This is a genomic window from Pedobacter sp. 05L430 (assembly GCF_056397585.1).
Window position 1 is genome coordinate 1 of the sequence record NZ_JBFTNT010000089.1, and the last position, 14441, is coordinate 14441.

Annotated in this window: 9 protein-coding genes; 8 read left to right on the forward strand and 1 reads right to left on the reverse strand. The window is 40.0% G+C overall.

Features of this window, described 5'->3' with window-relative positions; all coding sequences use genetic code 11:
• Positions 1–119 precede the first annotated feature (119 nt).
• Complete coding sequence (locus tag AC1DG9_RS13760) at positions 120–1148, reverse strand: LacI family DNA-binding transcriptional regulator (protein ID WP_337715858.1); 1029 nt, start codon at positions 1146–1148, stop codon at positions 120–122.
• 446 nt (positions 1149–1594) lie between these two features.
• Here AC1DG9_RS13760 and AC1DG9_RS13765 point away from each other — a divergent pair, with 446 nt between their 5' ends.
• The 8 genes from AC1DG9_RS13765 to AC1DG9_RS13800 form a co-directional block, all read left to right on the forward strand.
• A complete protein-coding gene (locus AC1DG9_RS13765; protein WP_337715856.1) occupies positions 1595–4783 on the forward strand; it encodes a SusC/RagA family TonB-linked outer membrane protein in 3189 nt (1062 codons plus the stop codon).
• A gap of 20 nt (positions 4784–4803) precedes the next feature.
• Positions 4804–6618, forward strand: coding sequence for a RagB/SusD family nutrient uptake outer membrane protein (locus AC1DG9_RS13770; protein ID WP_337715853.1), 1815 nt, complete (start codon positions 4804–4806; stop codon positions 6616–6618).
• A 58-nt stretch (positions 6619–6676) separates the two neighbouring features.
• Entirely contained in the window at positions 6677–7945 is a 1269-nt protein-coding gene (locus tag AC1DG9_RS13775; protein WP_288879619.1) for a DUF6807 domain-containing protein, read from the forward strand.
• Entirely contained in the window at positions 7945–8811 is an 867-nt protein-coding gene (locus AC1DG9_RS13780; RefSeq protein WP_477634753.1) for a ThuA domain-containing protein, read from the forward strand. Before AC1DG9_RS13775 ends, AC1DG9_RS13780 begins: the two co-directional genes overlap by 1 nt.
• Before the next feature lie 30 nt (positions 8812–8841).
• Positions 8842–10278 carry a Gfo/Idh/MocA family protein gene (locus AC1DG9_RS13785; protein WP_477634754.1) on the forward strand — a complete coding sequence of 479 codons (1437 nt, stop codon included), beginning with the start codon at positions 8842–8844 and terminating at the stop codon, positions 10276–10278.
• Positions 10279–10281: 3 nt separating this feature from the next.
• The gene (locus AC1DG9_RS13790; protein WP_477634755.1) at positions 10282–11646 is read left to right on the forward strand and encodes a putative oxidoreductase C-terminal domain-containing protein; all 1365 of its coding nucleotides are present in this window, start codon (positions 10282–10284) and stop codon (positions 11644–11646) included.
• A 40-nt stretch (positions 11647–11686) separates the two neighbouring features.
• The gene (locus AC1DG9_RS13795; protein WP_288879623.1) at positions 11687–13144 is read left to right on the forward strand and encodes a gluconokinase; all 1458 of its coding nucleotides are present in this window, start codon (positions 11687–11689) and stop codon (positions 13142–13144) included.
• The coding region (locus tag AC1DG9_RS13800; RefSeq protein WP_477634756.1) for a ligand-binding sensor domain-containing protein at positions 13144–14441 on the forward strand (1298 nt) is incomplete at its 3' end. The genes AC1DG9_RS13795 and AC1DG9_RS13800, both read left to right, overlap by 1 nt.

The following is a 14441-nucleotide window of genomic DNA, read 5'->3' on the forward strand; positions in this document are numbered from 1 at the left end:
TCTTTCATGGATGGTATTGGTTTGAGATTTCGAGGTAATAAAATTGAACTAATGTAGTTAAAAAACTCATAATTATGCAACCGGTTGCATAATTATTTTTCGACTGGATTGCCTTTTTGTTATTTAATCCTTTTAGATGAATCTCTTGCGATAAGTTCTGATCGTAAAATAATTGAATTGGTTGAATTTATGCTTTGTTGCCCGTTTAAATGTGCGATTAGTTTGTGCGCCGCTATTTCTCCCATTTCAAACCCCGGATAGTTAATGGTTGATAATGCTGGTCTGATCACCCTTGATATCGGGTCGTTGTTAAAGCCAATAAAAGCAATGTCCTCAGGTATTTTAATTCCATTATTCATAAGGATAGCCATGCAGTTAACCGCGCAGGTGTCGTTGTCTACAAAAACGCCATCAGGTAATGGGTTCATTTTCAATATCTTTTGGGCGCAATCTATGCCCGCTTGTTCATCCAGTACGTTAATGAAAGTATTGTTAGGGTCTGTCTGGATCCCTGCATCTTTCAGTGCAGACTCGTATCCTCTTTGGCGATCGGCATAAACATTCCTGGCCAGATTTCCGGTGATGTGGATGATATTTTTACATCCCTGCGCTATTAAATGCTGCGTTGCAAGGTACCCGGATTTATAATTGTCGATAACAATACTGGTGCACTGCGGATGATCAAGTGTGCGATCAAAAAATAACAGCGGGATGCCTTTCTCTAATAGCATTTCGAATTGCGAAACGCCAACTGTGTCGTAAGCTACAGATACCATTAAACCGTCTACGCGATTGTTAAACATCGTTTTTACGTTTACCGCCTCTTTTTCTGCCGATTCAAGTGATTGGCTGATGATTAAATTATAGCTGGCCTCATTTGCAACTTTTTCCATTCCAGCCAGTACTGCCGACATAAAACTACTGTTCATTCTTGGAATGATTACGCCTATGGTATTGGTGCGTTTGCTTCTGAGGTTGCTTGCAAACGTATTGAAGCGATAACCCAGCTCTGCAGCAATGTCGTTAATTCTCTTCTTTGTTTTTTTACTTATGGCAGGATGATCCTTCAGCCCGCGACTAACAGTTGTAGGCGAGAGGTTGAGCTTTTCGGCGATATCGTAAATGGTTACGTCTTTTTGTGAGTGCATTTCTTTAGATTTTTATGGAGCCTGATGTAATGATTTTGTATTTAAAATTGAAACCGGATGCATATTTATTGCTTTTTTCTGCGGGAAAAATGTGATCCAGGCAGTTGCCCAGCTGATAGTTTTGTCTGCTTTGTTGCCTTGGAAAGATGTGTTTTTCCGTATAAAAGTCCATTTTTATCATCTTTGAATGCTTTTTGTGGTTTTATTCATTCCTTAATCCCTTCCAGGTATGAATAGACAAATTTAAAAACATTTATGCTATCGGTTGCATTTTTAAATATTATTCCTAACTTTAATTTACTAACCTAATTTAAACTAAACCATATGAAACCTAAACTTAACCGGGATACCTCCTGAAYTTTAGAATACACGCAGTGTAATTAAAATTATTCATTTCCTAATAAATAATACATATTATGTTTCTAAATATACAAAACGGCAATAAAATGCGCGTTACAGGATTCTTACGCTCAATTTTTGCAGTAGCAATATGTTGTCCGCTATGGTCTTACGCAACAATAAATGAATGGACAAGGCTTCCCCCTGACCAGCAATTTGACGATCGATTTAATAACAAATATGAAAATGTCCTCGTCAAAACGGTTTCAGGTACAGTTACCGACGAAAAGAAACTCCCTGTTGCAGGTGTGAGTGTTCGTTTAAAAGGTTCTAAAAATGGGACTGTAACTAACGCGGAGGGACGTTATGTCCTTAAGGATATTCCAGACAATGGCGGAATATTGGTTTTTAGCTCACTTGGCTTTATCTCTAAAGAAGTTCCGGTAACGGGCACAACTGTTAATGTTGTGTTGGCAGAAGCCGCAAATGATTTAAATGAATTAGTGGTGGTGGGTTACGGTACACGATCAAAAAAGGATTTAACGGGTGCCATATCACAGGTTAAGGCTGTACAGCTTGAAAATCAACATCCAAATAGCGTACAAGATCTGCTTCGGGGAAATGTTCCGGGATTAAATGTCGCTTTTTCAGCCTCACCCAAAGGTGGAAACAACTCCGACCTTCAGGTGCGAGGAAAATCCTCGCTGATAGCTGGTGTAACACCCCTTCTTGTTGTTGACGGGGTAATTTATCCAGGTCAGTTAAGTGATATTAATCCTAGTGATATCGAAACAATTGATGTATTAAAAGATGCCAGCTCGGCGGCAGTTTATGGAGCAAAGGCCGCAAGTGGTGTGGTTATTATTACTACAAAACGAGGCAAGTCAGACAAGCCTGTAATTACTTTAAATACCACAATCGGGATGGCCTCACGCGAGGTTACGGAGCATGTTTATGATGCCAATGGCTTTGTTAACTGGCGTACAGACGTATTAAAAAGCATAAATGCGGGTACGATTGGTACACAACCATCGCGTTTTAATGATCCGCGTACGCTTCCATCCAACGTAACTCTTGCGCAATGGTATGCTTACGATAATACGCCTATAACTGCCGATCCGATAGATACCTGGTTAACCAGGTTGAAAATGTTTCCGATAGAGATTGAAAATTATAAGGCAGGTAAAAGTACCAATTGGGAAGATTTGATTTACAGAAATGGATTTAGACAGGATCATACATTTGGTATTTCCGGAAGAAAAGAGGAGGTTAATTATTACCTTTCTTTAGGCTATACCAATAATGAAGGATTAACTGTTGGTGATCAATATAAAAATGCCCGGGCACGCCTTAATCTGGAAGGTAAAGCTGCAAAATTCGCAACAATAGGTGTTAACTTTCAATATGCCAGTCGCGATGAGAGTGCTGTTCCTATTGACTTTGGCCAGATTAGAAATGCTTCACCTTTGGGATCTAAATACAAGGATGATGGAATTACATTACGACCAAGTCCAAATGACGATTTAGGTAACAACCGTAACCCTTTTCTGGATAATGTGTACCGCGAAAGGATGTTGAAATATAACACCATCTTTTCGACCATGTATGTAAAAGGCGAATTGCCATTTGGCTTTTCATACTCCGTAAACGTTACGCCAAGTTATGATCAGACCAGGGAATTTAATCACTTTTCTGCATTACATCCAGACTATGTTGCCAGAAAAGGATATGCTGATCGTACAGAAACTACCCGTTTTAACTGGCAAATTGATAACGTTTTGAAATGGAATAAAACGTTTAATAAAATTCATCAATTCGATGTTACGTTCTTGATGAACGCAGAAAAATTAAAACAAACGTCTTCGAGAATAGAAAACGAAGGGTTTGATCCGAATGATAAATTAAGCTATCATAACATAGGTTCAGGAATTAAACCGATTGTGAGCAGTAACGATTTGGTAACTACAGGCGATGCATTAATGGCCAGGTTAAACTACACCCTTAACAGTAAATATCTTTTAACAGCTACCATTCGTCGCGATGGGTATTCTGCTTTCGGGCAGCGAAATCCGAGGGCAACTTTCCCTTCATTAGCACTGGGTTGGGTGTTCAGCGACGAAGGTTTCATGAAATCTGTAAGCTGGCTTAATTATGCAAAACTTCGACTGTCTTATGGATCGGTAGGGAACAGGGATATTGACGGTTATTTAGCGCTTTCAAATCTTAATACAGGTAAATATCTATATGTTTCTCCATCAGGGACAGTTTTTCCTATCGCGCAATTGTATGTAGATAGAATGATAAACAGAGATCTTAAATGGGAATCTACATCGTCATTTAATGGAGGTCTGGACTTTTCAATCCTGAATAATATAATAGACGGATCGGTAGAGGTTTACAAGAAAAATACAAGCAATTTACTCTTGTTAAGAGCCTTGCCAAGTGTAACTGGTTTCTTTAATATAGCATCCAACCTTGGTAATGTGACCAATACAGGTGTAGAAATCGCCTTAAACAGCAACAATTTTAAAAGAGAGAACTTCAGCTGGAAAACCTCTGTTAACTTTTCTTTGAACCGGAACAAGATTGTTCATTTATTCGGCGAGGTAAATCAGTTGGATAAGGAAGGAAAGGTAATAGGTAAAGTTGAAAACAATGATCCTGGAAATGGTTGGTTTATAGGCAAGGATGTAAATGCCATTTGGGACTTAAAAGTTTTAGGTGTGTGGCAGCAAAACGAAGCTGCGGAAGCCGCTAAATACGGCGTGAAACCGGGAGATTTTAAACTGCAGGATGTAAATGGGGATTTCAAATTCACAGATGCGGATAAACAATTCCTGGGATCCAGAAATCCTAAATTTACCACTTCAATGAGAAATGAATTTACGTTTTTTAAGCAGTTTGATTTTTCTTTCTCTATGTATTCCAACTGGGGAGCCATGACAGATTTTAATGAGGCTAAGAATAATTCCGGTTTTCAGGATAGACAGAATTCGTACAAAGTGCCTTATTGGACTGCAGAAAATCCAATCAACGATTATGCAAGATTGTACTCAAGCAATGGCAGTGCAAACTATAATGTATACCGTAAAACATCATTTATCAGAATAGATAATGTCTCGTTAGCATACACTTTGCCAAAGAAACTGGTTGAAAAAGGAAGGTTGAATAGTGTAAGGATCTTTACGACTGTTCAAAACGCAGCAATTTATGCACCCGACTGGGATTATTGGGATCCACAGAATAAAAACCCAACGCCCCGGTATGTGACATTAGGACTAAATGTAACCTTGTAGTATAAATCAAATCGATGATCATGAAAAATCTATATAAAATATTACCTGTCTGTTTAGTTATCACTATACTGGCCGGAATTGGATGTAAAAAAAGCTTTTTAGAACCCGAACCGCTTTCCTTTTACACAGATGAAGATTATAAAGACCCTGCAGTTTTGCGGGCTACATTAGTAGCTTGTGCAAGAAATTTGCGGAATGAATACTTTGGTGATGGCGCGCCGTGGATTACCGAGCAAATATTCTCTGAGATAGCAGTTGATGGTACAACAGATAAATCTGGTCCTGCTCAGGATTTAAACCTGTTGATTACTCCTGATGCGAATCTAAATTCGGTTGACTTTAACAGAATTGGATATTATTGGGACGAGGGATATAAGGGTATCAAATATGCAAATACAGTGATTAGCCGTATTGATGCTGCCAATTTTAAAGATGAAGCGGAGCGTAACTCGATACTGGGGTCGGCCTATTTTCACAGAGCATTCCGTTATTACCGTTTGGTAAATCAATTTGGAGACGTGCCTTTGTTGTTGAATGAAGTAACCACGCCAAGGGTAGATTTTTATACCACTAAGCGCGAGGTCATTCTTCAGAAGATGAAAACAGACCTGGAATTTGCAGCGCAATGGGTAACTGATAATGTGAATAAGGGTGAGGTAACCAAAGGAGCGGTAAATCATTTGCTTACCAAGGTGAATTTAGCGCTCGGAAAATTTGACGATGCCATAGCCTCTGCAAATGCGGTAATAAATGGAAGTCCGTATGCACTAATGACCAACCGGTTCGGCGCTACAAGAGCAGATGAAACAAGAAACCTGATATGGGACCTTCACAGACCGGAGAACAAGTCGTTGGGTGAGAACAGGGAAGGTATATTTATGGTGATTGACAGGCAGATGGATGGAGGTTATGATGGGGGGATGAAAATTATGCGTCAGGCAGTACCGAACTGGGGTTCAAACATCAATACGCCAAATGGAAAAAAAGGTACTAACGATGGAATTAATCTGGAGATCACACAGTCTAATCTTTATGGAAGAGGAATAGGCCGCTGTCGCGGAACATCTTACAGCACACAAGCGATCTGGGACGATCCTAATGACTTAAGGCATATAAAAGGCAATTGGATGAACATGGAAGACCTTGTTTATAATGAGCCCGCATTAAAGAAGAGCGACCCTACATACTACAATAAACCGATACAATTGCGAAATGCTGCAGGCGGCCTTACCGTTACTGATACCATAAGGAGTTATTTTGGATGGCCGCAGTATAAGATATTTATACCTGATTTTGAAAATGCGCCAATGCAAGGTGGTCATACAGACTGGTATGTGTTCCGGATAGCAGAAACCTATTTGCTTCGCGCCGAGGCCTATTATTGGAAAGACGATCTGGCCAGCGCTGCCGCTGATATCAATAAGGTAAGGGCACGTGCAAAAGCAGCACCCTATACTCCTGCTTCGATCAACATCGGCACGATACTGGATGAAAGAGCCCGCGAACTTTATTACGAGGAGCCAAGAAAATGTGAGCTGACCAGAATTGCTTACATTTTTGCACTTACCGGTAAAACTGCCTATAATGGTAAAGTATATTCTTTAACCAATTTCTCGGAAAACAATTTCTTTTATGATAGGGTAAAAGAAAAAAATGTGTTCTATAAAAATGGTGTTAAAACAAATCATGGAGATCAATATACCATGAGCCCATATCATGTATTGTGGCCGGTACCTCAAAGTGCGATCAGGGCAAATGTATCCGGTCACATAAATCAAAACAAAGGATATTCTGGCTCAGAGGGTAATGTACCACCGATTGATAAAATAGAATAGAGGCTAAAGTGATCTTACTGTCTAAAAACCATATTTTTAAAATACGATTAAAGAAATAATGATGTTAAATTCCCTGAGGCTAACCTGCATATCTTTTATTGCCTTTTCAGCAATGCTAACACCCTTGTATGCCCAAAGAATTGCTACCCTGGAGGTAGACCTGAAGAAAAGAACGCCAGATAAAGAGATTCATGTTCAGGTAGATCTGGATGCAATAACTGCTTTGCCTGATAGCGTTATCAGGTTAATAGAGGTAAAAGGAAACAAACAAACCCCTGTAGCGTATCAGGTAGAAAACAACGGAAAACGGGTTTTGCATTGGCTGGTAAAACCTTCTTTGGCCACAAGCATATTTGCCCTGGAAAAAGGAAAACCGCTTAAGCCTGCGGATCACATAAGGGCTATCCGTGAAAACGGGGAGTTAACAATAAGTAACGGGAATAAAAACTTACTCCGCTACAATTACAAAACGGTTTATCCACCAAAGGGAATAGATACGGCCTTTAAAAGAAGCGGTTTTATACATCCGTTATGGTCTCCGCACGGACAAGAATTAACACGGATACAGGCTCCCGATCATTACCATCATTATGGATTGTGGAACCCATGGACTCATGTGGTTTTTGAAGGTGATACTGTAGACTTCTGGAACCTTAAAGACCGGAAAGGAACGGTAAGGTTTGTAGATTTTGTTGCTGTAAACGCAGGTCCGGTATATGCAGAATATCAGACACTGCACGATCATGTGGTTTTTAAAAAAGACGGAACTGAAAAGGTAGCACTCAACGAGCTTCAGTCGGTAAGGATCTTCCAACCTCAAAAAGGTCAGGATTATTATATTGCTGATATCACTATTCAGCTCAATTGCGCTACTGATGAACAGGTATTACTTAAAGAATACCGTTATGGCGGCTTGGGTTGGCGGGCTACCGAAAAATGGAATAAAGAAAATAGCGAAACCCTGACATCCGAAGGAAAAACAAGAAAAGATGCGGATGGCACCAAAGCACGTTGGGTGATTTTGCAGGGAAAAATAGATGATGACTATGCCGGTGCGGTAATGATGTCTTATCCTACCAATTATAATTATCCGGAACCATTAAGAATATGGCCTGAAAACATGAACGGAAGGGGAGATGTGTATGCCAATTTCTCGCCAACAAAAGATAAAGACTGGTTATTGGAAAAGGGGAAAACCTATATCCTAAAATACAGGTTCCTGGTGTACAATGGCCATACTTCTAAGGAGCGTGCCGAAGCCGCCTGGGGTGATTTTGCCAGTCCTCCCGTAGTTAAAATAAAATTAAACCAACTTAATTCAAACTAATGAGCGTATCAATTTTAAGATTTAAATTCAAAGCGAGTATCCTGCTTTCTGCCTTATGGATATTGTGCATCCCATTTGCAATGGCTGCTGAAAAAAACACCTTTCTGAAAAAAGTAAAAGTACTGGTGTACACCAAAAACGGGAAGGGGTATGTTCATGACAATATCMCTAATGCGGTAAAATGCATTCAGAAATTGGGCCAGGAGAATGGATTTGACACCGATGTATCTGATGATCCTTCGGTTTTTACAGAGGCAAATTTAAAGCAGTATACCTTGCTGATTTTTCCAAGCACTAATAATGATGTGTTTGATACCGATGGACAAAGGTTAGCCTTTAGAAGATATATAGAAGCCGGAGGCGGATTTGTTGGCTTACACTCTGTAACCGGTACAGAACGAAACTGGCAATGGTTTAAGCAAATGCTGGGAGGCACGTTTGCCTGGCATGCCAGAAACCAAAAGTTTACTGTAAAAGTAATTGACCCTTCGCATCCCTCTGTTGCAGGCTTGCCAAAAGTTTGGGAAAGAAAAGATGAATGTTATTTTGCCAAAGAACTGTATCCTGGCATTAAAGTAATCATGGCACATGATGTTACCTCTTTAAATTCATCTGATCCGGCAGATGCGGAGAAAATAAAAACATTTTCTGCTCCTTTTTCGGAGTTATATCCTGCAGTATGGTACCAGCAATTTGATGGGGGAAATGTTTGGATTACCGCTCTTGGACACGATAAAGAAAACTATGAAGACCCGGTTTTTATCAAACACATCCTTCAGGGCATCAACTATGTTGCCGGCCAGTATAAAAAAATAGATTACAGTAAAGCATACGCAGATTCACGAAATACACCGCTGCGCTACTAACCAAATATTAACCTAATAAACCTAGATGATATGATGAGCGAAAATGAAAAACTTCCATATAGCAGAAGAGATTTCGTGAAAACGGCTGTTAAGAGTGCTGTTGTTACTTCTGTTGCCATGACTGGCTTTCCTACTATAGTTCCTGCTTCTGTGTTTGGTAAAAACGCACCCAGCAATAAAATTAATATAGGCCAGATCGGCTGCGGCCGAATTGCCCGGACACATGACCTTGCCGAAACTTTTAAATATGATAAAGCCCGTATTGTGGCCATTGCAGATTTAGACGGTAACAGACTGAAAAGTGGAAAACAGCTGGTAGAGGGCTGGTATACCAAAAAAACAGGTAATTCCAATTATATAGATATTAAAACTTATGATGATTATCATGACCTGCTGGCCAATAAAGATATTGATGCGGTGATGATCAGTACCCCTGATCATTGGCATGCCCAGCCAGCAATTGAAGCAGCGCTTGCAGGCAAACACATTTATCTTCAAAAACCAACTTCGTTAACTATTGAAGAGGGTAGGATGATGAGTGATATGGTCAGAAAATCTGGAGTTACTTTTCAGTTAGGTAGTCAGCAGCGTTCAGTTAACCCCTGGCCTCAATTTAAAAGAGCATGTGAACTGGTAAGAAATGGAAGGATAGGAAAACTTCAAAGTGTACAGGTTGGTTTGCCTTCAGATCCTGCGGGTGGGGTTGCTACAGAGATGCCAATTCCTGCAAATTTCAATTATGATATGTGGCTTGGCTCAACACCTTACATTTACTATACGCAGGATCGTGTACATTCACAAACAGATCCGRAATCGAGGGGCGGATGGTTAAGATTAGAACAGTTTGGTGCCGGGATGATTACCGGGTGGGGCGTACATCACATTGATATTGCTCACTGGGGAATGAATACAGAGCATACTGGCCCGATTGAAATTGAGGCGCGTGCCGAATTTCCTAAAAATGGTTTGTGGAATGTACATGGCGATTATGAGGTTCATGCCAAGTATGCAAATGGTGTAAACATGGTGATGAATAGTAAAAATCCTAATGGGGTAAGGTTTGAAGGCAGTAACGGTTGGATCTTTGTATCAAGAGGAAACGTAGGGGTTACCAGTACAGACCCTGGGTCGGGTGGTAAAGATAATAAAGCATTTTATGCAAGCGATCCGGCTATTCTTACCTCTAAAATAGAGGCCAATGAAATTCATCTGTACGAAAGTCCTGAACAACACGGCAACTGGCTGGATTGTATTGAAAGCGGAAAGGCAACAATTAGCCCTGCAGAAGTTGCGCATCGTTCTTGCAGTGCATGTTTAGTAGCTCATGCTGCAATGAGATCTCCAAAAAAGCTATATTGGGATCCGAACAAAGAAGTTTTTAAAGATAATGCAGAAGCCAATAAATTATTATCGAGACCACAGCGTTATCCTTATGGTACCAACTATATTCTCGATAAAAAGAGTTAAACTATGAAAAGCAAACTAATAATGATCCCATTAATTGTGCTGGCAGGATGCAGTCAGCCTAAGAAACAGGAAGATAATGCTGTAAAGCTGATCACCCTTGATCCCGGACATTTTCATGCTGCGCTAGTGCAAAAATMAATGTATCGCGGGGTTGATTCTACCGTGCATGTGTATGCACCTAAGGGAGCCGATGTGGAGTTGCATTTGTCAAAAATTGAAGCCTACAATAAGCGTCCGGACAATCCAACCACATGGGATGAAAAAGTTTATCTGGGCGATGATTACCTGGATAAAATGATTGCCGAAAAGAAAGGGAATGTATTGGTATTGGCAGGAAATAACCAGAAGAAAACAAACTACATAAAAAGATCGGTTGAAGCCGGATTGAATGTGCTGGCTGATAAGCCAATGGCCATTGATGGGGCTAGTTTTGAGGTTTTGAAAGGTGCATTTAAAACGGCAGCAGAAAAGCAGCTGTTGTTGTATGATATCATGACGGAGCGTTATGAGATTACTACCATGCTGCAAAGAGAGTTCTCAATGATACCCGAAGTTTTCGGTATGCTTGAAAAAGGCACGCCTGATAACCCTGCTGTTACCAAAGAAAGTGTTCATTATTTTTATAAGTATGTTTCAGGAAGTGTTTTGGTAAGACCTGCATGGTTTATGGATGTAGCCCAGGAAGGAGAGGGGATTGTTGATGTAACTACGCATTTGGTTGACCTGGTGCAATGGGAATGTTTTCCGGATCAGACGCTCGATTATAAAACCGATGTTCAATTGGTGTCGGCTAAAAGATCAAGTACAGATTTAACTTTAAGCCAGTTTAATACCATCACCAAGTCGACTGCGTTTCCAGATTATCTTAAAAAAGATGTGGTTAACGATAGTGTGCTAAAGGTGTTTTCAAACGGAGAGATCAATTATAAACTCCGTGGTGTGCATGCTAAAGTTTCCGTAAAATGGAATTATAAAGCACCCGAAGGTACTGGCGATACACATTACTCCATTATGCGTGGCACAAAGGCCAACCTGATTATAAAACAGGGAGCAGAGCAGAAATTTAAACCTGAACTATATATTGATCCTGTGAATCCAAAAGATGCCGCTTTTGAAGCAACTTTAAATGAGCAGCTTAAAAATTTACAGGGCAAGTTTCCAGGTATTTCGCTTACAAAAACCAAAACCGGATGGTGGGTTAATATTCCCGATAAATACAAAGAAGGGCACGAGGCACATTTTGCCAGGGTAACTGAAAAGTTTTTGAGTTACCTTAAAAATAAGGATCTGCCTGCATGGGAAGTACCCAATATGATTGCAAAATATTACACAATTACTGCAGCATTGGATCTTGCCAGAAAGAAATAGTTATAATTCATTTTCTATCTTGCAACGTTAAATTGCAATTATGGATTATGTTTTAGGAATAGATATCGGTACGGGGAGTGTAAAAGCGGTTGCTGTAGATACCAAATGCAACTCATTTGGTGCTTTTCAGCAGCATTACGCTTTTACCTCGCCACAACCCGGTTATCATGAACAGAATCCGGAAGAAATCTGGAATGCTTTTAAGAAAAGCATGGATGGATTGATTGCTGAAATTGGCAATGTGCCAAAAGCAATATCCCTAAGCAGTGCCATGCACAGCCTGATACCGGTTGACGAAAATGGTAACGCGCTGGCACCAATGATAACCTGGGCCGATAACAGAAGTTCTGAAATTGCTAAAGGATTAAGAAGCACTGAAACTGGCTTGTCCATTTATAAAGCAACAGGCACACCGCTGCATGCCATGTCGCCTTTATGCAAAATCATTTGGTTAAAGGAGAATGATCCGGATTTGTTTAGCCAAACACATAAATTCATTTCCATAAAAGAATACATCTGGTACAAGCTTTTCAAAGAGTTTAAGATAGATTACTCAATCGCTTCTTGTACTGGTTTGTTTAACATAGATCTGCTAGACTGGCATACAGATTCCCTTAATATCACAGGGATAGATAGTAAAATGCTTTCTGAACCTGTACAAACTAATTATACTAAGTTTCTTGAGTCTGGTATTGCTGTTGTAATTGGTGCAAGTGATGGCTGTATGGCCAATCTGGGGAGTGGAGGGATTAAACCCGGTATTGCTGTGATGACCATAGGTACAAGTGGTGCGGTAAGAATAGCCAGCGATAAGCCTTTGCCGAATGAAAAGGCGATGACATTTAGTTATATCCTTGATAAGGATACTTTTATTTGCGGCGGCCCGATAAATAATGGCGGCATTGCCTTACAATGGTGGATAAAAAATAACATTAAACATGACTTGGGAGAAACCGATTATGAACAGCTTTTTGAAGAAATTGCAGGCATAAGGGCTGGAAGTAATGGGTTGCTGTTTTTACCTTATCTAACCGGAGATCGGGCACCGATATGGGATAGCGAAAGCTGTGGCGTATTCTTTGGTGTAAAGCTGGAACATGGAAAAGCCCATTTTTCGAGAGCTGTACTGGAAGGTATATGCTATGCGATGTACGATGTGCTTGATGCCTTGCAGGAAAATGCTGAGCCCATTAAACAGATCAATATTAGCGGAGGCATTGTAAAATCGGATATCTGGATGCAGATAATGGCTGATATTACCGGAAAAGACCTGGTGATTACACAATCAGAAGATGCTTCGGCAGTTGGTGCTGCACTGTTGGCAATGAAAGCCCTTGGTTTGATTCATGATTATTCCGATTTGGTAAATAAAACGCCAAAAATGGTTAAGCCAAACCCTAATAATGGTGAGGTTTATTTGAGGAATTTTAGGATCTTTAAAACGCTTTATTCTGATTTAAAGAATACCATGCATGAATTTTATAAAATGAATCTTTAATGTTTGCAAGGAAAACCATAATTACATTAATCTTCTTCCTGATTTCATTTGTTGGGCTAGCGCAGCAAGACCAGATTCAGTTTTCGAGTATAAACCTCTCCGATGGGCTTTCTCATAACCAGGTAAATACAATTTTTAAAGACAGCAAGGGCTTTATATGGATTGGTACCCTTTCCGGATTAAACCGTTTTGATGGTCAGCAGATAAAAATTTTTAAGCACGATCCACGAGATACCAAATCAATAAGTGACGATTTTATCGTCAATATTTCTGAACTGCCAGATAACAAGCTCTATCTGGAAACCAAGAACGGCGCAAATATCTATGATGCGGAAACCCAAAGTTTTATAAGGGATGTGAAACCTTACCTGAAGGAGTTAAACATTATTGCTAAAAAGATCATAGATATAGTAAAAGATAGTAAAGGCGGTTTTTGGTTCAACGCGGGTGACGAAGGCGTCTTTAAATATGATACACTGAGCAAAAAAAGTATTCATCTAAAACTGAATACCGGGAATGCTGCATCACTGGCTGGTTCTCCAATTTCTGCATTACAGAAAGGGCCTAATGGAGACATTTGGATTATTCATACGGATAAGACCGTAGAACTGCTCAATAGCTCTACCGGTAAAGTGCAAAAGCGTATCTCTGTGTTTAAGCATGATGACCCTTTGGCTTTTCAAAACTTTAAATTGTTTGTTGATAATGCGTCCGATCTATGGATATATACCCTGAATAGCCAGAGAGGAGTAGATTTTTATGAAACCAAAACCGGGAAAACCAGATTCATAGACAAGGCACCAAATGGTTTGAATAACAACTTGATTAGCAGTATCATTCAGGACGATAAAGGATTGATTTGGATAGGAACCGATCATGGCGGTGTGAACCTGCTGGATAAAAGAAATTTTAGTGTCAGGTATCTTGTTAATAAAGAGGACGACGTTAAAAGTATTGGTCAAAATGCCATTTTAACCTTGTATAAAGACCATTCGGGCATAATATGGGTAGGAACATTTAAAAGGGGCGTTAGCTTTTATCATGAAAAGATCCTCAAATTCCCGCTCTATAAACACCAGAATGCAAATCCCCGAGGGCTGACCTATGATGATGTAAACCGTTTTGCAGAAGACGGACTGGGTAACATCTGGATTGGTACGAATGGAGGCGGACTATTTTATTTTAATAGAAAAACAGGTCAGTTTAAAAGGTATGTGCATGAGCCCGGCAACCCAAACAGTTTAAGTAACGACATCATTGTAAGCCTGTTTATAGATCGCGATAAAAAGCTATGGGT

What these genes read in the sequence shown, in the direction of transcription:
- AC1DG9_RS13795 (WP_288879623.1), top strand. Translation starts at nt 11,687, where the DNA reads ATGGATTATGTTTTAGGAATAGATATCGGTACGGGGAGTGTAAAAGCG.
- AC1DG9_RS13770 (WP_337715853.1), top strand. Translation starts at nt 4,804, where the DNA reads ATGAAAAATCTATATAAAATATTACCTGTCTGTTTAGTTATCACTATA.
- AC1DG9_RS13760 (WP_337715858.1), bottom strand. Translation starts at nt 1,148, where the DNA reads ATGCACTCACAAAAAGACGTAACCATTTACGATATCGCCGAAAAGCTC.
- AC1DG9_RS13765 (WP_337715856.1), top strand. Translation starts at nt 1,595, where the DNA reads ATGCGCGTTACAGGATTCTTACGCTCAATTTTTGCAGTAGCAATATGT.
- AC1DG9_RS13775 (WP_288879619.1), top strand. Translation starts at nt 6,677, where the DNA reads ATGATGTTAAATTCCCTGAGGCTAACCTGCATATCTTTTATTGCCTTT.